The sequence below is a fragment of the Pseudoflavonifractor sp. BSD2780061688st1 E11 genome (genome assembly GCF_005844125.1).
GTDB classification, from domain to species: Bacteria; Bacillota; Clostridia; order Lachnospirales; family Lachnospiraceae; genus Sellimonas; species Sellimonas catena.
This window is the reverse complement of the sequence record NZ_SPHM01000001.1, coordinates 65,043-87,471: the sequence shown is the minus strand read 5'-3', so window position 1 is coordinate 87,471 and position 22,429 is coordinate 65,043. Positions and strand designations below refer to the sequence as shown.

The window sequence follows — 22,429 nt, the reverse complement described above, 5'->3', positions numbered from 1 at the left end:
CCGCCTCCCTATACAAATGGTCTTGCGACCCCTGCAATCAGGGAGCGGTGTGAATTCTGAACCGGCCATACTACTACTTTATTTGGCCAGGATTCAATCACCCTGTTATTTCCGAGATAAATCGCCACATGGATAATTGTTCCATTTGCGCTCTTATAGAATATCAGATCTCCTCTCTGCCGTTGTGAATACGGAACATGTTTCATCGGGAGATTCCATAAATTCCTGCATTCATATTCGTATCCCGGTCTTGAATGGCGGATCGGACTTACCGGTGCCGGATCAATTCCTGCGGAATACAGTGCCTGCATGACAAGGCCGCTGCAGTCCAGTCCATGATTCGGATCTCCTGAAGCTCCAATAATATATGGATTGCCAAGATACTGATACGCCGTACTGATCATAGCCTCGATACAGTCACTGCGTGTGCTTGCCGGATTCGTCTTCAGAGGACTTGCGTATGCTCCAAGATGATACCATGCAGACTCGGAATATCCCATCTTTTTCCAGGTTGCCAGATCGACCACACCTGTCGCCGAAAGACCGCTCCTTCTCTGATAATTCCTTACAGCGTTGATGGTCGTGGAGTCCATGATTGCCCTTCTTCCGGAAAGTCCAAGTTTTCTCTGTACATACCAGACTTTCAGGCCCATGTATCCTCTGCTCAGATTATATCCGCCGCCGCTTAACGTCTTCTGCACATGTCTGATCTGGAGGTACTGCTTTGGATTCTGATAGCGATACGTATTATAGTATGCCTTTCCTGTCTGATAGGCACTCTGACTGTCTTTTTTCGGCACCAGTTTAATCTGAATGGCTTCGATTCTCAGAGACAGGCTGCTCGTTCCGGCAGACTCTCCATCCTTAGCCCAGCCCAGCCAGCCGAAATACTGTGAATGAACCCGATAATATACGTGATAGTAGGAAGCAAGTTCGCCGGTCAGTCTGATCTGAACGGCCTCCATCCGTTTTCCCTGTCCGGTTGTTCCGGCAAGAGTCCCTTCCTGTTTCCAGCCCTGCCAGCCGATATCCTGTACATGGGCACGGTACTGGATACTTCCTTTCGCCAGTCCATCTGCGGAATCATTCAGGTTGATCGAAAAACCTTCCAGCCTTCTTCCTTTTCCAACGGTTCCAAGTGTGGCACCGCCCTTTACTGCCGCTACGTTTCCCACGTTCTGAACATGACCGGAATAGGTCAGATCATTGTTCGTGTAATTTTTCAGATAAGCATGCGCTGTAGAGCCCGGGGCTTTCCATCCCTTAGGAACCAGCTGAATCTGGATGGCCTCCATCCGGTATCCGAATCCGCTTGTTCCTGATACGGCTCCATTCTTAGCCCATCCCAGCCATCCGTAATTCTGAACATGTACCCGATAATACACATCGTAAATCTGAGCGATTTCACCGTCAAGCTGAATCTGAACCGCTTCCAGGCGCAGCGCCTTTCCGGTTGTTCCGGCACTGCTTCCGTTCTGTTTCCAGCCCTGCCAGCCAATATTCTGCACATGGGCCTGATAGCGGATATTTCCCGACGCATATCCGTCCATCCCTTTCAGCCGGACAGAAAGAGCCTCCATCCGCTTATACTGTCCTACTGTTCCCAGAACGCTTCCTGATTTAACCTCTTTTACATTTCCAAGTGTCTGGACATGGCCGGAATAATAAAGCACATTTTTCAAAAAACCATATCCGACAGCCGGTGCCGTGCCTTCATCCTTTTTCACCAGTTTAACTTCGATGCCTTCCAGCCGGAGTCCAAAGGCCTCACTTCCTGCCGCCGCCCCGTTTTTTACATACGGAAGCCATCCATAATTCTGAATATGTACCCGATAGTATATATCATAATACTCCGCGATTTCCCCGGTCAGACGGATCCTGATGGCTTCCAGACGAAGTGCTCTTGCCTGTGTTCCGGAAAGCTGTCCATCCCGTTTCCAACCCTGCCAGCCGATATTCTGTACATGGGTCTGATATTCAATGCTTCCTTCATAATCGCTTTTTGAAAGCTTCAGCTCAATTGCTTCCAGCCGCTTGTAAAGTCCGCTGGTTCCGGCCATCTCTCCGTCCTTCTTCCAACTCTGCCAGCCAATATCCTGCACATGGGTTCGATAGGTAAGCTCCGGCAGCACAGCCTCCTGCTCGTTCTCAAGCGCCGCTTTTTCCTGTACATCCGCCTCTGTCTGCTGCTGTACAGCCTCCGCCTGCGCCTCTTCCGCCGGCTGCGTCTGCTCTTCACTCTCTGCTGCCGGATTCTCTGTCTGTCCTTCTTCCTCCGACGGTGTCTGCTGTTGAGAATCTTCTTCTCCGGCTCCACCCAAAGTTTCATCCGCTTCTGTTTCCGTAGTACTTTCATTTACAGAATCCGGATTCTGTTGAGCCTGACCTGCCAGGTCATTCTGAGACTCCTGGTCCACTGCGTTTTCCTCTTCCACAGCTTCATATGGTACTGTATACTCTGCCTCCGGATTTCCGGTCGAATCCTCTGCATAGGACACCGGAACCGCCGTCAGTGCAACCGCAAACGCCAGTACCCACGCTGCTGCGCACTTCATCATTTTTCTCATTCCTGATCCCTCTCTCTTTCCTTTGATAACTCTTTACTCCTTAATAAATTCCTTTTTCAATCAGTTCTTTGATAGCATTCACCACACTTTCCTTGTCCTCTTTATAAGTGACTCCAAACCACTTGTCCTTTGAATTCAGCACGGTGACTTCTGCCCTGCCCTCTTTCAGAAGTCCTCCGATAATGGTCGGAAGCAGATATTCTGCTTTCAGATCATCTGCTTTTGTTGTTTCAAGGAATTCATGAAATCCCTTTTCCAGAATATCCAGAAATTCCGGCTGCAATCCCCACATATTCATGGATACCGGAACATCAAGCTCCAGCTCTTTTGCTCCGTCTTCCGCCTCAGCCTTGTCTCCTTTTCTGATAATATTGTGTGTTTCCACAATGTTTGTCAGATGTCCGTTTTCATCGACCTCACAGACACCTCTTGTCACTCCCCCGTTTTCACTCAAGGTGTTGTTCAGTACGAATCCAACCATGCAGATCGGCTCTTTTCCTGATGCTTCTTTTTTCTCTTTCAGATACTGATATGCCTCCACATATGCTTCTTTTCCGTAGAAGTCATCTGCATTGATAACAAGAAACGGCTCTGTTACCTTACCCCGGCATGCCAGAATTGCCTGCCCTGTTCCCCAAGGCTTTGTTCTTCCCTGGAATTTTTCCTGAAATTCCTGCGGAATGTCATCCAGCTCCTGAAAAGCATATTCAACAGGAATCTGTTTTTCAATCCGTTCCCCGATGACCTCTTTGAAATCTTTTTCCAGGTCTTTTCGAATGACAAATACAACTTTGTCAAATCCGGCCTCCACGGCATCCCGGATTGAATAGTCCATAATGATTTCCCCATTTGGCCCTACCGGTTCCAGCTGTTTTATCCCTCCGCCAAATCTGCTGCCGATACCGGCCGCCATAATCACTAAAGCTGCTCTGCTCATCACTTTTTCTCCTTTTATAAATTAAGATTTTTCTTCATTATACTGAATTTTTCGATGATTGTCTACCGACACGCCCGCCCGTTTCTTTTTTGGTAATATAAAAAGGACAGGATATCCTGCCCTTTATCTTAATTTTCAATCAGTCTGTCAACTGCGCTGAAGAATGCGCGGAAGCCTGCTCTCGTAATATTGGCGCTGACACCAACTCCGTATGTTTCTTTTCCGGTGCGGTTATCATGCAGACAGATATAAGCAGCTGCCTTTGCCTCGGATCCTTTGCTCAGTGCATGCTGTGAATAATCCACCAGTGTGAAATCCATGCCGGTTTCGTCTGCCATCAGCTTTTTAAGTGCGGCAAGCGGACCGTTTCCTACTGCTTTTGCACTCTTTAATTCTTCACCTGCCATGAATACTACTTCTACTTCTGTCTCATTTTCAGCCACATCTTCTGCCTTTGCCCGAATGAATTCATACGGTGTCTTTTTCCGCAGATATTCTTTTTCAAATACTTCCATGATGGTTGCCGGTGCAACTTCACCCTGTTCTTCCGCAATCTTCTGGATTACATCTGCAAACTCTTTGTGCATCCTTTTCGGAAGCTTGTAGCCGAACTCGCTGTCCATCACAAACGCTACACCGCCTTTTCCTGACTGGCTGTTGATCCGGACAATCGGCTCATATTCTCTTCCGATGTCGGATGGATCAATCGGAAGATACGGTACTTCCCACCATTCCTGATTCTTCTCATGCATTGCCTGCATACCTTTGTTGATGGCATCCTGATGAGAACCTGAAAATGCAGTGAACACCAGCTTTCCGGCATATGGATGACGCATCGGAACATCCATCTTGCTGCATCTTTCGTAAACTTCTTTGATCTCTGTCACATTTTCGATATTCAGCTCCGGATTAATACCCTGTGAGAACATATTGTAAGCAACGGTGAGAATATCCAGGTTTCCTGTTCTCTCTCCGTTTCCAAAAAGCGTTCCCTCCACTCTGTCTGCTCCTGCGAGGAGTGCGAGCTCGGTCGCGGCAACACCGGTTCCTCTGTCATTATGCGGATGAATGCTGAGAATCACGCTTTCCCTGTCGCTGAAATGGCGGTTCATCCATTCAATCTGATCTGCATACACATTCGGTGTTGTCATTTCCACAGTAGCCGGAAGGTTAATGATGATAGGTTTCTCTTTTGTCGCTCCCCATTCTTTCTGAACAGCCTCACACACTTCCAGAGCATAATCAAGTTCTGTTCCGGTAAAGCTTTCCGGGGAATATTCCAGCCTTAAATTCCCCTCAAAGTCCTCCGCGTATTTTTTTACCATCCTTGTTCCATCAAGGGCAATTTCTTTAATTTCTTCTTTTCCCTTTTTGAATACAACTTCCCTCTGAAGGGTGGACGTAGAGTTGTAGATATGTACGATCGCATTCTTCACTCCTTTGAGAGACTCAAATGTTCTCTGCACAAGATGATCTCTGCACTGTACAAGCACCTGAATCCATACATCATCCGGAATCAGATTTTCATCCACCAGTTTCCGCAGAAAATCATACTCAATCTGGGAAGCAGACGGAAATCCTACTTCGATCTCCTTAAACCCAAGTTTGACAAGCAGGTTAAACATCTCTATTTTTTCTTCTACAACCATTGGTTCAATCAATGCCTGGTTTCCATCTCTTAAATCCACGCTGCACCATACCGGTGCTTTTTCGATCTGTTTATCCGGCCAGGTCCGTTCTGGATACGGAACAACCGGCACCCTCCTGTATCTCTGATAATTCAGCATTCCAATCACACTCCTCATTCTTCTGTCTCTATTCACCCAGTCCGCTCTCAACAAGTGCCACCATTGTCTCAAGTGCCTGTTTTTCATCTTCTCCGTCACAGATGATCTCCAGTTCATCTCCGCATTTCACACAGGCTCCAAGAACACTGAGAACACTTTTTGCATTGCTCTCGCCTTTATTCGTACGGAACTTTACACTGCACCGAAATTCAACCGCAGTCTTACAGAACAGTCCTGCGGGCCTCAGATGAAGTCCCGTAGGATTGCTTACAACTACTTTCCGGCTAACCATAGTATTCCCTCCAGTTATTCACTTTCTTCGTTTTCAACCTGTTCCAGCCTGACCTTGATGACAACATCTTCCGCCAGTGAACATCCTTCCGGCAGTCTTACTTCCACCGGTACATCATATTCTCCCGGCTCTCGATATGTGACAAGATTAATTGACAGACTGCCTTCTCCAAGTTCCAGAGAATCCAGGAGTTCCTGATCTCCCTGAACCTTGATCTCCAGATTGTTGCCGGATACATAGGAATAGCGGAGACCTTCCTGCAGATTGTTCACGACAATGGATCCTGTCGGCATCTCCAGAGTCCTGCTTCCTTCCTCTTCAATTCCTATTGTGACGACAACCGCTCCGGCATTTTTATCAATCAGCTCCACGCCATCCGGGAGATACGGGGTAATATCAACCACAACCTCCTCTTTACTGTTCAGATTCTGAATGTTCAAAGCACTTGCAGGGATCTCAATCTTGTCAAGATCTTCAAGTACATCTGAACTTCCTGATACCTGAACCTCCGTTGGTTCTGTCGTGATACCTGTAAATATGTATCCGTCAGCCGTCCTGATGGATGATGTGTCGAACTCCAGCTGGAGTCGTTTTGTATTTCTCACCTCAACCTGAACACTTACATCGTTCTCATCTCTCAGATCCTGAAGTGTGAGCAGCGTATTATCGATTATCTTTCCTTCCGCGTCATAGAATACCAGCTTGGACTGAAGTGTCGTATCTTCTGCCAGTCCGGTTACATCTACTTCAGCAACCACCTTGTCAATCTGATCGATGATGGACTTCGGTCCATTGACTCTTACTTTCTCCGGATCTGCTTTAATTTCTCCCAGCACGTATCCATCTCTGACGCTTCCTGTTGTTGTCGGCGTAATCGGGAATGTATTCTGTGCTTCATCCTCGATCGTTACCTGCAGATTTCTCGGACTGGAATATGCCTCCACATATTCAAATCCCGGTATCGACACCTCAATCGGAACCTGTGAACCAAGAGACATCTCTTTCATATCCGCAGATGCTTTAATGTCAGAAACAGTCATGCTGTGCAGGACAGACCTCTTGGCCCTTACTGTCACCCGGACCGTATCTGTTTCATCTTCAATCTGATAGGTCTTTCCTTTACTGGTCACAACCTCCGGATGCAGTACTTCAACCGGTACATTTGAAAACTGCACGGATGTAACCGGATCGTCAACGTTTACAACGACTGCCCATAAAAATACGGCAAGTGCAAGCGACAACAGCTTCAGAGGGAGGTTTTTAGTCAGTTTCTTTTTCATGTTTCCGCCTTCCTTTCCACAGTTTCGCTATTTTCTTTTCCGTATTCTTCGTCTGAATCTTGATCAGACTCTCCTTAAGATATTCCGGAGTCACATTTCTTACAAGCTGTCCGCCCTGTGCTACAGACACGTATCCGGTCTCCTCGGATACCGCAATGATCAGCGCGTCGCTGACTTCGCTCATTCCAAGAGCAGCTCTGTGCCGTGTCCCCAGTTCCTTACTGATCTCCATGTTATCTGAGAGCGGCAGGTAACAGGTCGCGGAAACAATCCGGTTTTCCCTTACAATAATTGCACCGTCATGCAGCGGGGTATTATGCTCAAAAATATTAATCAGAACCTGGGAAGATACAATACAGTCCATATAGATTCCGGTACTTTCATACTCCGTCAGACGGATCGCCTGCTCCACTACAATCAGTGCTCCTGTCTTTACTTTTCCCATGGCGAAGCATGCTTCCACAATCGCATCGATCGTCCTGCTGCTGAACCGTTCGTTTTCTTTCCCCTTGTCAAGCGGCACAATCGCTGTGAGGAACCGTTTTTCCCCAAGCTTTTCCAGCGCCCGGCGAAGCTCCGGCTGGAAAACCACAATCGCCGCGGTCGCAAGGATCGATACACTGTTCCTTGCAATCCACAAAATGGTATTCATCTTCAATATGGCTGCAACAAGAATGAAAACAGCAAGGACCAGAATTCCCTTTAGCAGCATCCATGCCTTTGTGTTTTTGATCCAGACCATGATCTGATAGATCAGAAACGCTACAATCACAATTTCCACAATATCCGTCCAGTAAATATCCGGCAGATACCAGTCCGGAAAATATCCTCTCATAGCTTCAAAAAATCTGCTGTTCATTCCTGTCACCTCCCATCATCTTATACTCACCCATGTTATCCCCTTTTTTCTTTTGCTATTTAGATTCGTCTTTATCGTCCAATTCATTTTTCAGCAGCTTCTCAAGATCCATTTCTTCCTGAAGCTGCTTGGCCAGAAGCATCTCTTCTGTCCTCCCCGGTATGTAGGTCTTCTCTATAGTTTTTTCCGCCGGAGACGGGGAAACTTCTTCTATTTCTTCGATCCTTGTATCCCGGTTTTTGTTCTCATTCTTTTTGGAATCTGTCTTTCGTCTGCTGATCTTTTTCACCCGTTTTTCAGGAACAGCAACAGATACCTTTGGTATCGCTTTAACATAATAGTAATATTCGTCATCCTCGTACTGAAATTTTTCTGCCTTGGAATAGTCGACAGAAAAAATGAAAAACTCCAGAATCAGGGCAAGAAGAACCGAAATAATATTTCCGAAAATCAATGTCACATAATCAATCTGTACACTGAAGACGATGCTTCCTGCAACGATGACGATAATGTCGGCCACCGCTCCGGCTGCCACGCCGATTTTCCATGATTGATCGAACTCACTTGTTCTAAGTGTGTAGACAACCAGAAACGCCACAACAAATGATGCGATGTAAATCCACATTTCTTTATTCTGCAGGATCTGTGTGGCAAACAAGGTCATCTCTCCTGCCATTCCGCTTGCCCCCGTTACAGCTGTTGCCGACATTTCCAGATAATTGATCATGGAATAGATCAGTGTACCGAAAAAAATCGGAATGATACAGATTGGCGTTCCCATCAGCGCAAATGCCATCGGAACCGCAAACGGAATCTTGAAAAAGTATGCGACCATAACAAGAAGGACAATCATCGACTTTTCCGGTGTAAAACGAAAATAGAAAATGAACATTACTGCAAACAGAGCTGCCGTCACAATCATAACTCCCATCGACAGGGCATATACGTGAATTAAAATCAGCACCGCTGTCACCAGTACGGTAAGTGTCCCCGGAAGGAACGCACAGATCAGAGCCAGTATCAAAGTAACAAGCGGATTTGCCACAGCCTCCATATAACCAATCTTGGAATTAACAAGATAAAATACAATAAAAGCAAGCAGAAACTGTACGATTTTATCTACTTCTTTTGAGTATTTCGCGTAAAAGGCCTGCAGCTGCTCCTTCAGGACAAATAAATTACTCATTTTTTTTCTTCCTTTCTTTACCGTAAAATTTCTCCAGCTGAGTCAGCATACGGACATAGCGCTTTACTCTCCCCTTTGCCCTGATATGCTTCTTCTGGTAAAACCTGGAAGCAAAAAGCCCGTAAGAAACAGCAAGAATCAGATATAGCGCAACAGCCGCCAGCATAATCAGAACTATGCTTATCAAAGTTGCCTCATTCAGAAAGGATTCCATAAAAGCGGCCGCAAACACTCCAAACAGAACTACATATCCTATCGTAACCCAGATCACAGTAATAATTGTCTGATAGCTGATATAATCTTTTTTGTAATAGGAAGCAATTTTAAAATCTTCTTTTCCATATTTTTCCTCATATAGAGCCATTTTGTTCATCAGCTTTACTTTTTCTTCGTTAACCATATTCCACCTTCCTATCCTCAGAAAACTATGTTCAGTATATCAAAAATCAAATATCTTGTCCAATACTTATCGTCAAAAAGAACACCCTCCTGACTCCTGATTTCTTCAGTGTTTTTGCGGCCTCATTGACCGTATTGCCCGTCGTATAGATGTCATCAATAAGAAGTACCCGTTCCGGAAGTCCGGTTTTTCGTTCAACCCGAAAAGTTCCTTCCAGATTATGTGCTCTTCCGCGTCTGTTCAGACTTTTCTGAGCGTCTGATGTCTTCCGCTTTCGGATCAGTCCGGTTTCCACCGGAATTCCGGTAAGTTTTCCAAGTTCTTCTGCCAGAATTTCCGCCTGATTGTAACCACGTTTTCTTTTCTTCCACTTATCCATCGGAACCGGAAGGATCGCCTGTACCTTCCATTTCTGAATCTGCTTTCCCAGACGTTCTTTCATTGTTTCCGCATAATACCGGGCATATACCCTGCGGTTTTTAAACTTGAACTGATAGATGGAGCCGCTCACCGGGGGCCGGTGCGTCCAGAGACTCCTCCCTCTGTCAAACCAGCAGTTTCCATCCTCAATTCTCTCCCGGCAGTCCCTGCAGTACTCTGTCTGTTCATCCCTGACCGGTTTCCCGCATTTTTTGCACATTGGTTCTTTTATCCATGAAAGTTTTTTCAGGCAGTCTGTACACGGCCCCTTCGCGTTCACCTTTCCGCAGAACGGGCAGACATCCGGATAAAGCAGTTTCCATATATTCTTCATGCTGTTTTTGTTCTGATTTTCCCTACGATAGTTCCCGGATCCTCTCCGAGAGAGAAGTGTTCCGCTTCTGCTCTTCAACATTTCGAATCATTTCCTGAAAAACAGTATCGCTTCCTACAAGTGTAACACATTTTTTTGCTCTTGTAACTGCCGTATACAATAAATTCCTGCAATAAAGCTGTTTTGGTCCCGAGAGAAGCGGAATAATAACCGCCGGATACTCACTTCCCTGAGATTTATGGATGGTAACCGCATAGGCAAGCTCCAGTTCATCCAGCAGCTTAAATGGATATTTTACCTTACGTTTTTCGTCAAACTCCACTTCCACAGTCTCATCATATGTATGAATGGCCGTCACAATACCTATATCTCCGTTGAAAACTCCGATCCCTTTATCAACAACCAGTCCGTATTTTGTGGCAATCTCCCATTCCAGCTGATAGTTGTTTTTCGTCTGCATCACTTTATCGCCGACACGGAATATTTTTTCCCCATATTCCTTTTCCTGCTTTTTAGGGGACGGCGGATTTAAATACTGCTGCAGAATCCGGTTTAACCGTTCCACTCCCAGAAGCCCCTTCTTCATCGGCGCCAGTACCTGAATATCTGTCATTTTTGCATCCACATACCGCGGAAGTTTTTTCTGGATCAGTGTCAGGATCACGCTGATAATAACATCTGCATCCTGTCTTTTTAAAAAGAAAAAATCTCTGCTCTTATTATCAAGCCGTACTTCCAGTCCCGCGTTGATCCGATGCGCATTGACGACAATATCACTTTCCTGTGCCTGCCGGAAAATCCTGGTCAGCATCATGACAGGAAATACTTCGGAATCGATCAGATCCTTGAGCACTTTTCCCGGACCCACCGACGGGAGCTGATTGATATCTCCTACAAGAATCAGTCTTGTCCCCGGGATCACCGCAGACAAAAGCGCATGCATCAGAGGCAGATCCACCATGGACATTTCATCAATAATTACCACATCTGTTTCCAGAGGATTCTCCTGATTTCTCCCGAATCCTCCTTTCCCTGTCTCCTCAGGATTTCCACTGACTTCCAGAAGGCGGTGAATTGTCTGCGCCTCATATCCGGTCGTCTCTGTCATCCTTTTGGCGGCGCGTCCTGTCGGCGCGGCAAGACGGATATCCATCCCTTCACTCAGGAAATAGCGGATCATGGCATTGATCGTGGTTGTCTTTCCGGTTCCCGGCCCTCCTGTCAGGATAAAGATACCGTTTTTTACCGCCTCTGCCACCGCTTCTCTCTGTCTTTCATCCAGCGTGGACTCATTCTGCTTTTCCAGCTTTTCAATCCGTTTCCGGATCAGACTGTCGTCTTCCTCGTACCGGATATTCAGTTCTTTGAGCATCCGTGCCGTATTCATCTCCATGTAATAGTACTTTGCCGGATATACGCGGACCTGCTCTTCATCCTGCTTCAGGACAACCTTCTTTTCCATCGCAAGATCCATCAGATACTTCTCAATATCTGTAATCTCCACTTCCAGAAGCTGTGCCGCTTTTGCTGAAAGCACCTTTTCTTCCAGATATACATGACCTTCCTGTACACTTTGAAGCAGTGTATAAAAAATCCCGCTCTGAATCCGGAAATCTGAATCCGTATGAATTCCGATTCTGAATGCTATCTCATCTGCCGTTTTAAATCCGACTCCTTCAATATCATCTGCCAGTCTGTATGGATTTTCTTCCAGAATGCTGTAAATTCCCAGTCCGTATTTCTGATAAATCTTGACTGCCAGATTGATGGAAATCCCGTATTTCTGCAGATAAATCATTGCCTGTCTGAGGTCTTTCTTTTCTTCTACCTGTACGCAGATTTCCCGGGCCTTTCTCTCACTGATTCCCTTGATTTCCGCCAGCCGCTCCGGCTCTTCCTCCATAATGCGGAATGTATCTTCTCCAAATTTCGCAACGATCTTTCCTGCAAGCGCAGGCCCGATCCCCTTCACAGCACCGGATCCAAGATACCGCTCAATGGATTCCCTGTCCTCCGGCTCCTTTACCTTGTGCCCTGTCACCTGAAGCTGCAGCCCGTAAGAAGGATGCATGACATACTCTCCTTCCAGTTCCAGAAATTCCCCATCCCCAATGTACGGAAATTTCCCGACACAGGTTACTTCCCCGTTCTCATTATGAAATTGAAATACCGTATAACCATTTTCCTCGTTTCTGAAAATAATATGGTCAATGTATCCCGTTATCTTTTCCACCTGTTTCCTCCATTTGTATTCACCTTCAATACCGCCAGCCTCTTGTCATGCAACCGGCGGAAAGCAACAGGACTGCTGCGAAAGTAATCCTCTTCCCGCAGCAGTCCTTCTGTTTTGACTTCTATACATGAAACTTTTTGTTCTCACTCATAAATTCTACGAACTGACCGGTTCCGATCGCAACAACCTGCATCGGATCCTCCGCTGTCATTGTATTGATGCCTGTCCGCTCTTCAATCAGCTCTTCCAGGCCTCTGAGCAGGGAACCGCCTCCTGTCAGAACAATTCCTCTGTCGAGAATATCTGCTGAAAGCTCCGGAGGTGTTCTCTCCAGCACACCAATTACAGCTTCCACGATCTGACTTGTCGGCTCTCTTAAAGCTTCTTCTGTCTCCGAAGAAGAAACCGTTACCGTCTTTGGAAGACCCGTAACAAGGTTGCGTCCCCGCACCTCGATCGTCTCGTCCTCCACCAGCGGATAAGTCGTGCCTATCCGGATCTTGATATCTTCTGCGGTACGTTCTCCAATCAGAAGATTGTGCTTTTTCCTCATGTAACGCACAATCGCCTCATCAAAGTCATCTCCCGCAATTTTCAGTGATGTATTGACAACAGTACCGCCAAGAGAGATCACCGCAATATCCGATGTGCCTCCTCCGATATCTACAATCATATTTCCACATGCTTTGGAAATGTCGATACCGGCCCCGATTGCCGCTGCAACCGGCTCTTCGATCAGATGCACTTCTCTTGCGCCTGCCGCGAATGTCGCCTCTTCCACAGCCTTTTTCTCAACCTCTGTTACACCGCTCGGTACACAGACGCTGATACGAGGGCGTTTGAATGTACGCTTTCCAAGCGACTTCTGCACAAAATATTTGATCATCTTCTCCGTAACCGTATAATCTGAAATCACGCCCTGTCTGAGAGGACGTACCGCTACAATATTGCCCGGTGTTCTTCCAAGCATCAGTCTTGCCTCTTCCCCGATTGCGCGGATCTCATTTGTATCTCTGTCAAACGCAACTACGGACGGCTCCTTGAGCACAACGCCTTTTCCTTTCACATATACAAGGACACTCGCTGTCCCCAGGTCAATTCCAATATCTACTACCGCCATGAACTAAACCCCTTTCGCAAATCCTCTATATTCGCTCCTCTTTGGTCTATTATACTTCCTCTTTCGCATGTCAGAACTCATAAACCTCTGGTTCTACGCATACATTTGTTATTATAATCAATCTTCCTGGAAATGGAAAGAGTTTTTTCCCAGAATCTGTAACTTTCATTATTTCTTAAGGAATGGGGCGAGATAGCGTCCTGTGTAGGATTCCGGACATTCGACGATCTCTTCCGGAGTTCCTTTTGCAATCACAGTTCCGCCCTTGTCTCCTCCTTCCGGCCCCATATCAATAATATAATCTGCTGTTTTGATCACATCCAGATTGTGTTCAATGACAATGACTGTATTTCCATCAGCCGCAAGTCTTCTGAGAATCTCGGTCAGCTTATGGACATCTGCAAAATGAAGTCCTGTTGTAGGCTCGTCCAGAATATAAACGGTCTTTCCGGTACTTCGTTTACTCAGCTCGGCAGCAAGCTTGATCCGCTGTGCTTCCCCTCCGGAAAGGGTGGTAGACGGCTGGCCCAGACGGATATAGGAAAGTCCCACGTCGTAGAGCGTCTCCATCTTTCTGCGGATACTCGGCACATTTTCAAAGAAGGTCAGCGCTTCTTCCACTGTCATATCCAGCACGTCGTAAATGCTCTTTCCTTTATATTTCACTTCCAATGTTTCCCGGTTATAACGCTTTCCGTGACAGACTTCACACGGTACATAGACATCCGGCAGGAAATGCATCTCAATCTTCAGGATTCCATCCCCGCTGCACGCCTCACAGCGTCCTCCTTTTACATTGAAACTGAACCGGCCCTTCTTGTAGCCTCTCGCCTTTGCATCCGGCGTTGCCGCAAACAGGTCACGGATCAGGTCAAACACTCCTGTATACGTGGCCGGATTGGACCGCGGCGTACGCCCGATCGGAGACTGGTCGATATTAATGACTTTGTCAAGCTTCTCCAGCCCCAGAATCTCTTTATGCTTTCCAGGGATCGTTCTTGCATGATTGAGCACTTTTGCAAGCTTTTTGTACAGGATTTCATTGATCAGAGAACTTTTTCCCGAACCGGAAACTCCTGTTACACAGGTCATAACGCCAAGTGGAATCTCTACATTGACATTTTTCAGGTTGTTTTCTTTTGCCCCGACAATTTTCAGATATCCGGACGGAACCGCCCGTTTCTCCGGAACAGGGATACGGATTCTTCCGCTCAGGTAATCTCCGGTGACAGAACCCGGCGTATTCATAATCTCTTCCGCTGTACCTGCAGCAACTACCTCGCCTCCGTGCTCCCCGGCTCCCGGCCCGATATCCACGATGTAATCTGCAGCAAGCATGGTATCTTCATCGTGCTCTACCACAATCAACGTATTTCCAAGATCACGAAGATGTTTGAGCGTACTGAGCAGCTTGTCATTATCTCTCTGATGGAGTCCGATACTTGGCTCATCCAGAATGTAGGCGACTCCGACAAGTCCGGATCCAATCTGTGTTGCAAGCCGGATTCTCTGTGCCTCTCCTCCGGACAGCGTTCCGGTTGCTCTGGCAAGCGTCAGATAATCTAGTCCTACATCCATCAAAAATCCTGTTCTGGACTTGATCTCTTTTAAAATCTGGCCTCCGATCATTTCCTGAACCGGTGTAAGTTCCAGATTCTCGAGAAATTTCTGGAGATTTTCAATCGACATTGCGGTAACTTCGTAAATATTTTTGTCGCCTACCGTCACTGCCAGCGCCTCTTTCTTCAGTCTCTGTCCCTTACATGCATGGCACGGGGTAATTCTCATAAAAGTTTCGTATTCGGCCTTCATCGCCTCCGATCCGGTCTCCCGGTATTTTCTTTCCACACTCTTTATGAGTCCGTCAAAAGCCACGTCATAGACACCTTCTCCCCTCTGTCCTCTGTAACGGACTTTTACCGACTTTCCGTTGGTTCCGTAAAGCAGAATGTCCTGAATTTTTTTCGGATACTCTTCAAACGGGGTATCCAGATCAAAATCATAGGCTTCTCCGAGAGCACGCAGGATGGCATTGGTAAAACTGGACGGATCCATGCAGGACTGCCATCCAAGCACTGCAATCGCGCCCTGATTGATACTCAGTCCTTTATCCGGAATCATCAGGTCTGCATCAAACTCCATCTTATATCCAAGTCCAAAACATTCCGGGCAGGCGCCGAACGGATTGTTGAACGAAAAACTTCTTGGTTCAATTTCATCAATGCTGATGCCGCAGTCCGGACAGGAAAAGCTCTGGCTGAAGTTGATCGGCTCGCCTCCGATCACGTCGACTGTCATCAGTCCTTCCGCCAGATTCAGCACGGTCTCAATGGAATCGGTCAGACGCTTTTCGATTCCCGGCTTTACCACAAGCCGGTCTACAACGATCTCAATATAGTGTTTAATATTTTTTTCCAGACTGATCTCTTCTGTCAGCTCGTACATATTTCCATCGATACGTACCCGGACATACCCGCTTTTTTTCGCTTTATCCAGAAGCTTGGCATGAGTTCCCTTTCTGCCTCTTACCACCGGTGCAAGAAGCTGGATTTTGGTACGCTCCGGCAGGCTCATGATCTGATCCGTCATCTGATCCACCGTCTGCTTTTTGATTTCCTTTCCGCAGTTCGGACAGTGCGGAATTCCAATCCTCGCATAGAGGAGACGGAAATAATCATAGATCTCCGTAACGGTTCCTACTGTTGATCTTGGATTCCGGTTGGTCGACTTCTGGTCAATGGAAATCGCAGGGGAAAGTCCCTCGATGCTCTCTACATTCGGCTTTTCCATCTGCCCCAGAAACTGTCTCGCATAGGAAGACAATGACTCCATATATCGTCTCTGCCCCTCTGCATAAATCGTATCAAAGGCAAGAGATGACTTTCCGGAACCACTCAATCCCGTCAGTACGACAAGTTCATTTCTCGGTATGTCCAGATCAATATTTTTCAGATTGTGTTCATTTGCTCCGCGTATACGGATATACTGTTTGTTGTCCATCTTTTTTCCCTTCTTATTACCCATCTATCTCCTGCAGATGCTTTTTGATTTCAATCATCTTGTCACGCAGCTCTGCCGCAGTCTCGAAATCCAGATCGGCTGCTGCCTTTTTCATCTGCTTGTTCAAGTCTTTTACAAGTTTTTCCAGTTCTTCCCTGCTCATGGATTCTGGATCTTTTTCCAGCATCTTCTCCTGTTTTGCCACCTTCTTGGAAATACTGATCAGATCGCGGACTGCCTTTTGAATCGTCTTCGGCGTGATGCCGTGTTCCTCATTATACTGCATCTGAATCTCCCGGCGCCGTCTCGTCTCGTCAATAGCAGCTTTCATGGAATCCGTCACAGTGTCCGCATACATGATGACATGACCTTCTGCATTTCGTGCGGCACGTCCGATCGTCTGAATCAGCGAAGTCTCCGAACGCAGGAATCCTTCCTTGTCCGCATCCAGAATCGCCACCAGTGTAATCTCAGGTATATCAAGACCTTCCCTCAACAGGTTGATTCCCACAAGCACGTCAAATACATCCAGACGCATGTCACGGATAATCTCTGTCCGTTCCAGCGTATCAATATCAGAATGAAGATACCGTACCCGGATTCCCAATTCCCGCATATAATCCGTCAGATCTTCTGCCATCCGCTTGGTCAGTGTTGTGATCAGAATCTTGTTTTTCCTGGCCACTTCTTTGTTGACTTCACCGATAAGGTCGTCAATCTGGCCCTCCACAGGACGCACTTCCACTTCCGGATCCAGAAGTCCCGTCGGGCGGATCACCTGCTCTGCCCGCAGAAGCTCATGCTCTTCCTCGTAGGTGCCCGGCGTCGCTGACACAAACATCACCTGGCTGATCTTGCTTTCAAATTCTTCAAAGTTAAGCGGACGGTTGTCCTTTGCTGACGGCAGACGGAATCCATAATCCACAAGCGTCGTCTTTCTGGACTGGTCTCCATGATACATTCCGCCAATCTGCGGAATCGTCTTGTGAGACTCGTCGATAATCATCAGGAAATCATCCGGGAAATAATCCAGAAGAGTATGCGGCGGTTCGCCCTCTTTCAGACCTGTCAGATGTCTGGAATAGTTCTCAATACCGGAGCAGAATCCAGTTTCCCGCAGCATCTCAATGTCAAAATTTGTCCGCTCCGAGATCCGCTGCGCCTCTAAAAGCTTGTCTTCACTTTTGAAAAAGCGGATCTGCTGTTCCAGCTCCTCCTCAATCTGCCCGAGCGCCCGGTCCATGTTTTCCTTTGATACCACGTAGTGGGACGCCGGGAAAATCGCGATGTGATTCAGCTCATTTTTAATCTCTCCGGTCAGAGAATCCACTTCTGTGATCCGGTCGATCTCATCGCCAAAAAACTCTATCCGGATAATATTTTCTCCAGATCCCGCCGGAAATACTTCCAGCACATCGCCGTGTACCCGGAAAGTTCCCCGCTTAAAGTCAATATCATTTCTGTCATACTGAATATCAATCAGTTTCCCGATCACTTCATCCCGGTCCTTAATCATACCCGGCCGCAGGGAAATCACCATGTTCTGATAATCGATCGGGCTACCAAGTCCATAAATACAGGAAACACTCGCTACAATAATAACGTCCTTTCTCTCAGACAACGCCGCAGTGGCCGAATGCCGCAGCTTGTCGATCTCATCATTGATCGCAGAATCCTTGGCAATGTAGGTGTCTGAGGACGGAACGTATGCCTCCGGCTGGTAGTAATCGTAATAGGAGACAAAGTACTCTACGGCGTTATGAGGAAAGAATTCCTTGAATTCACCGTAGAGCTGCGCGGCAAGTGTCTTATTGTGGGCGATAATAATCGTTGGTTTATTTAACTGCTGGATGACGTTTGCCATCGTAAATGTTTTTCCGGAACCGGTGACACCAAGAAGGGTCTCACACTGGTTTCCCTCCTTGAAACCTTGAACCAGCTGCTCGATCGCCTGAGGCTGGTCACCGGTTGGCTTGTATTCTGATACTAATTCAAAATGGTCCATAGCAAAACCTCTCCTTTGTGACTTTTGATATGTTCTATATCAGCCACCCTCAAAAAATTCATTCGTAACAAAAATGTCAAAATAATAGCCTTATAGGACTCCATTACAACTTTTTGGAAGAAAAGAAAAGGGACAAACGTTCAATTTTCCTTCATGCTGTTTCGATTGTTAATAAATCATAAGGTCTTTATCTATTCTTAGATTTATCTTTAATAATAGTCTCCAACTATTCCATTTATAAAAACTCATACTTTTCTCCCATCGCTACCTCAAAATTTACAATTCATACCTTGCAATCTGCTTATTAACAATCCAATAATAATTTGTTTACCTTTTTATTAAGTTCTTCTTCAATTTCGCCCAATCTTTTTTCGTCTCCGACCATCAAATGGGCATTTTTAGCCAACTCAGCAATTTCATTATGCAATAAATTTTCATCACAATATTTTGGTATGTTTATTCTTTCTAATATATGTCCTGATATAAACCACGCAACATAAGCATTTACAAATTCAGAAACAATATCTGAGTTTAAAATACCCGTCAAATAATATGCTTCTGTTTCATTTTCTAACGGAACCATTACCAGGTTATGATCTGGTACGAGCATACGCTCATTTTCATTGGAAATAGTTACTGCAGCAACACCTTTTGCCAATGCTTTCCAAATAACCTTATAGGGAGAAAATGTATATTTACCAATATTATACAGAGAATACTCCGGAGCATGTTTATTCTGTTTTAAAATTAATTTCTTATATGTAGCCCTTTCCTTCAAAATCGGAAGGAAACCATGATTCTCCATGAAAAAATAATCATATACATTCGGGCATGTTATTATCAATTCATCTTTTTCAATAACTTTTCCATCATTAGTGTAAGGCAATATTATTGAATATTCTGAGTTATATTTCCATTTTTTCACATCTTTCCCTCTTAACAATGGATAAATATAATCATTCTCTAATGGAAAGTTAGAAACATAAGTGATTCTTTTTCGACTATTTTCTGGTGAATTGTCAACAAGTACTAAATTAGATTTTATCTTTTTCTTCTCTTTTACCCAAAAAATTGCATTGGCACTTGTATCTACACCCTTTCTAGCACGATAAAAGGGATTTGCTTCTTTACTTATTATTCTATCAAAAATCCTTTTTTGTTCCTTTGTTGCGATCATCCATGGCGAATTATATTCATTAATTGGTGTAGCATATAACTCCTTACATTTTATTAGTTTTTTTAACACTTTTTCTTTATTCTCATTGGAATCAATCACTTTTTTATTGCATTTATACCACTTTTTATACACAATAGGATATCTATTTTCTTCATTCTTCTGCAGAATAATGGTTGCTGTCTTATTGCTTACTTCTAAATCTTTAAATGGTTCGATTTCTACAAAATCATTTACGGATTTAACGCTTACTGGAATTTTTTCTTTTATGGTAAATTTTCTAAAACCATCGCCGCCACCAGATGATTGTAATAAATTTTGATTTATTACAAAAGCTAATTTTCCTCCATCTTTCAAAAAGTTATCCATTATAACATATGTCATAAGCACTGATATATCATCGTGAGCACTACCCAATTGTGCTTTTAGACCTTTATGATCAAAAACACAGTAATCATACCAATATTTCTGTATTGAATCTCGATAGTTTTCAGGAAGATTCTGCCAATCTATCCATGGAGGATTTCCAATTATATAATCGACTTTCCTTTGGAATACTGGTGCAAATGCATTTTTAATAACATTAGCCCAAATGCCATCTATTTTTTTTTCATTCAGTTCTTCCATTTTTATATAAAAATCTCTAAGTATTTGATACTCTTTTGGCGACAAACTTTGAATTAACTCTGGTAATTGTTTCATTAATTGTTTTTCAAAAACATTCAAACTACTATTTCTATGAATCAAATCATTCACAATGTCAAGCACATTATTTATCTCTTTCATATCAACAAGTTTTTTAGGAAGAATAAATGTTTCTGCTTTAGTTGGAATAATGTAGCAATCTTTATTTTCTTCGTATCCTTCTAAAACAGTTAACATAGCATCGCATAAATATATAGGAATTTCTATTGGCTCCTCACATTCTGACAGAACGTCTCCCAATGCAATTATATAATTAGCACGTGCACATATGACAGCCAAAGGATTCAAATCATATCCACAAACACTATTGGTAATTATTTTTAAAAGTTTTTCTGAAGTTATACTCGAACTATAACAATTAATTATCTTTTTTATAAGCATTACTAGAAACGTACCGGAACCACATGTTGGATCCAAAAATAAAGTATCTTCTTTTATCTGCGGATGTAAATCTTCAATTAAAAACTCAGCTAACCAATCTGGAGTATAAAATTCGCCCAACGCTCTTCGCATTGCAGCTGGTAACAATTCGTAGTATAAATTTTTCAATAAATCTTTTGCAATATCGCGTTCTAAAACAATTATTGAGTAATCATACTTTTCGAATGTTTCTATTAAGTTCTGTAAGAGTTCTCCTATTTCATCATCCCACAAATATAAGTACCAGCTGAAAAAATCTCCTTCCAAAAAATTTGAAATACCGAGTCTCCGAAATACGCCTCCCTCTTCAATATCTTTAAAATCATTTCTTAACTTTTCAAAATTTTCTGTATGAAAATGAAACTTTTCGATCAAAGCATTATCCTTTAAATACGTTAAAATATTCAAAGACAAAACTTTGATCAGTAACGAAAAATATGTCTGAATAGCAAAAATCAAATGAGGGTAATTTATTATTTCAGTTTGCAATGAATATAGTTCTTTTAATCCTTTTATTTTCAGATCTCTTGTTTCAAAACTATATCCACATACTTCGCGATAAAGCATCTGCCACTGCTCAAATAGTATTTTAGTTTTATTTATCTTTTGATTGCTTTCTAATTTATTATAGAATGTAGATATAATTCGTTTTGATTGTATACTAGAGGGTCCAAAATCCTTTATTAAATTTTCTACCACTAAAGCCTTTCCACTAGAATTTACTGACAACAGTCTCATCAGAAACAATTCATGTGAATTAACACTCATTTCTTGTGGTGTACTGATGTTCCAACTATCCCCCTGTTTCTTAACATATATAACATAATATCCATCAAAAACTACCCCCATTACTTTATTAACAGGAATACTTGTTTTCTGATAAAATCCTTCAATCTGTCTTTGAACTTGTTTTACAAATTCCATATTACTTGTTGTATTTGAGGCCGAAATCCTTGTTGGGTATTTGTACTCAATAATAAAATTACCATATAAAGAATCTATTCTCCCTTTAAATACTGTAAATTCATTTTCGATATTTATATTTTCTTTAATTTTCAATTGTTTAAATAAGTTGTCTAATATAATTGCATAATTCTGCCGAAAATTTTCTTCTTTATTTTCATTTCCGCTTCTTGCTTCTACTAATTTTTCAAATAATTCTTCTTTGTGATTATGAATATAGAATCTAATCTCTGAGTTAATCATTTGGAAATCCCCTTTTAAATTTCTTTTTTGAATAATTTAGCATATTTGTTCATCTTGCGGTTTAATTTTATACTCGTTAATTACATACTTATCAAATATTGCATCATACAAGAAACCCAATTACTCTACAGAAAGCCATACTATATCATTTACAAAAATATCCTCATGTTTTGTCAAACCTTCATCTGTAGTATACATTAATAAATTCGATTCTTGCATCCAATCTTGCCTCTTTGTCTATCTTGTATTTTTTTCAATTTCATCACGAATTTTCTGCCAAAAGTCACAAAATCATTTTGTCCGCTTGGTATCATCCAGCTCGTTTCGTCCTGTTCTATCCACAAAATCCGGACGAAACAGCACGAAAAATCACTAAATATACCTCATTTTCCGGCCCCGACACACTAAGAGACAAAGTACTCTACGGCGTTATGAGGAAAGAATTCCTTGAATTCACCGTAGAGCTGCGCGGCAAGTGTCTTATTGTGGGCGATAATAATCGTC

14 protein-coding genes are annotated in these 22,429 nt (G+C 43.9%); all 14 read right to left on the bottom strand.

The features are described 5' to 3' along the window. Positions 1-8: 8 nt before the first annotated feature. The 14 genes from FGQ85_RS00365 to FGQ85_RS00300 all read right to left on the bottom strand — a co-directional run bounded on the left by FGQ85_RS00365 (position 9) and on the right by FGQ85_RS00300 (position 21,925). Positions 9-2,567 carry an NlpC/P60 family protein gene (locus FGQ85_RS00365; protein WP_138372384.1) on the bottom strand — a complete coding sequence of 853 codons (2,559 nt, stop codon included), beginning with the start codon at positions 2,565-2,567 and terminating at the stop codon, positions 9-11. A 40-nt stretch (positions 2,568-2,607) separates the two neighbouring features. Next, positions 2,608-3,504, bottom strand: coding sequence for a sugar phosphate nucleotidyltransferase (locus FGQ85_RS00360; protein WP_138372383.1), 897 nt, complete (start codon positions 3,502-3,504; stop codon positions 2,608-2,610). A 128-nt stretch (positions 3,505-3,632) separates the two neighbouring features. Further along, a complete protein-coding gene (gene leuA, locus FGQ85_RS00355) occupies positions 3,633-5,291 on the bottom strand; it encodes a 2-isopropylmalate synthase (RefSeq protein WP_087252532.1) in 1,659 nt (552 codons plus the stop codon). 28 nt (positions 5,292-5,319) lie between these two features. After that, complete coding sequence (locus FGQ85_RS00350; protein ID WP_087168360.1) at positions 5,320-5,583, bottom strand: HPr family phosphocarrier protein; 264 nt, start codon at positions 5,581-5,583, stop codon at positions 5,320-5,322. A 14-nt stretch (positions 5,584-5,597) separates the two neighbouring features. After that, the gene (locus FGQ85_RS00345; RefSeq protein WP_087252531.1) at positions 5,598-6,863 is read right to left on the bottom strand and encodes a CdaR family protein; all 1,266 of its coding nucleotides are present in this window, start codon (positions 6,861-6,863) and stop codon (positions 5,598-5,600) included. Next, the gene (cdaA, locus tag FGQ85_RS00340; RefSeq protein ID WP_087168362.1) at positions 6,844-7,722 is read right to left on the bottom strand and encodes a diadenylate cyclase CdaA; all 879 of its coding nucleotides are present in this window, start codon (positions 7,720-7,722) and stop codon (positions 6,844-6,846) included. The genes FGQ85_RS00345 and cdaA overlap by 20 nt, the downstream gene beginning before the upstream one ends. 55 nt (positions 7,723-7,777) lie before the next feature. Then, on the bottom strand, positions 7,778-8,908 hold the full coding sequence (locus FGQ85_RS00335; RefSeq protein ID WP_087252530.1) for a hypothetical protein: 1,131 nt from the start codon (positions 8,906-8,908) through the stop codon (positions 7,778-7,780). After that, positions 8,901-9,308, bottom strand: a complete 408-nt coding sequence (locus tag FGQ85_RS00330) for a hypothetical protein (RefSeq protein ID WP_087168364.1) — start codon at positions 9,306-9,308, stop codon at positions 8,901-8,903. The genes FGQ85_RS00335 and FGQ85_RS00330 overlap by 8 nt, the downstream gene beginning before the upstream one ends. Positions 9,309-9,354: 46 nt before the next feature. Further along, complete coding sequence (locus tag FGQ85_RS00325; protein ID WP_087252529.1) at positions 9,355-10,062, bottom strand: ComF family protein; 708 nt, start codon at positions 10,060-10,062, stop codon at positions 9,355-9,357. A 22-nt stretch (positions 10,063-10,084) separates the two neighbouring features. Next, positions 10,085-12,295, bottom strand: coding sequence for an ATP-dependent RecD-like DNA helicase (locus FGQ85_RS00320; protein WP_087168365.1), 2,211 nt, complete (start codon positions 12,293-12,295; stop codon positions 10,085-10,087). A gap of 121 nt (positions 12,296-12,416) precedes the next feature. Then, on the bottom strand, positions 12,417-13,415 hold the full coding sequence (locus tag FGQ85_RS00315; RefSeq protein ID WP_087168366.1) for a rod shape-determining protein: 999 nt from the start codon (positions 13,413-13,415) through the stop codon (positions 12,417-12,419). Between the two features lie 168 nt (positions 13,416-13,583). After that, positions 13,584-16,439 carry an excinuclease ABC subunit UvrA gene (gene uvrA, locus FGQ85_RS00310; protein ID WP_171027846.1) on the bottom strand — a complete coding sequence of 952 codons (2,856 nt, stop codon included), beginning with the start codon at positions 16,437-16,439 and terminating at the stop codon, positions 13,584-13,586. Next, complete coding sequence (gene uvrB, locus FGQ85_RS00305; RefSeq protein WP_087252527.1) at positions 16,432-18,420, bottom strand: excinuclease ABC subunit UvrB; 1,989 nt, start codon at positions 18,418-18,420, stop codon at positions 16,432-16,434. Before uvrB ends, uvrA begins: the two co-directional genes overlap by 8 nt. Positions 18,421-18,724: 304 nt before the next feature. Then, positions 18,725-21,925, bottom strand: a complete 3,201-nt coding sequence (locus FGQ85_RS00300; RefSeq protein WP_138372381.1) for an N-6 DNA methylase — start codon at positions 21,923-21,925, stop codon at positions 18,725-18,727. Positions 21,926-22,429: the final 504 nt, after the last annotated feature.

Bases quoted from the DNA above. Each gene is read 5' to 3' on its own strand.
- FGQ85_RS00315 (WP_087168366.1), bottom strand. From the start codon at position 13,415: ATGGCGGTAGTAGATATTGGAATTGACCTGGGGACAGCGAGTGTCCTT.
- FGQ85_RS00350 (WP_087168360.1), bottom strand. From the start codon at position 5,583: ATGGTTAGCCGGAAAGTAGTTGTAAGCAATCCTACGGGACTTCATCTG.
- cdaA (WP_087168362.1), bottom strand. From the start codon at position 7,722: ATGAACAGCAGATTTTTTGAAGCTATGAGAGGATATTTTCCGGACTGG.
- FGQ85_RS00330 (WP_087168364.1), bottom strand. From the start codon at position 9,308: ATGGTTAACGAAGAAAAAGTAAAGCTGATGAACAAAATGGCTCTATAT.
- leuA (WP_087252532.1), bottom strand. From the start codon at position 5,291: ATGCTGAATTATCAGAGATACAGGAGGGTGCCGGTTGTTCCGTATCCA.
- FGQ85_RS00335 (WP_087252530.1), bottom strand. From the start codon at position 8,908: ATGAGTAATTTATTTGTCCTGAAGGAGCAGCTGCAGGCCTTTTACGCG.
- FGQ85_RS00345 (WP_087252531.1), bottom strand. From the start codon at position 6,863: ATGAAAAAGAAACTGACTAAAAACCTCCCTCTGAAGCTGTTGTCGCTT.
- FGQ85_RS00365 (WP_138372384.1), bottom strand. From the start codon at position 2,567: ATGAGAAAAATGATGAAGTGCGCAGCAGCGTGGGTACTGGCGTTTGCG.
- FGQ85_RS00300 (WP_138372381.1), bottom strand. From the start codon at position 21,925: ATGATTAACTCAGAGATTAGATTCTATATTCATAATCACAAAGAAGAA.
- uvrB (WP_087252527.1), bottom strand. From the start codon at position 18,420: ATGGACCATTTTGAATTAGTATCAGAATACAAGCCAACCGGTGACCAG.
- FGQ85_RS00360 (WP_138372383.1), bottom strand. From the start codon at position 3,504: ATGAGCAGAGCAGCTTTAGTGATTATGGCGGCCGGTATCGGCAGCAGA.
- uvrA (WP_171027846.1), bottom strand. From the start codon at position 16,439: ATGGGTAATAAGAAGGGAAAAAAGATGGACAACAAACAGTATATCCGT.
- FGQ85_RS00325 (WP_087252529.1), bottom strand. From the start codon at position 10,062: ATGAAGAATATATGGAAACTGCTTTATCCGGATGTCTGCCCGTTCTGC.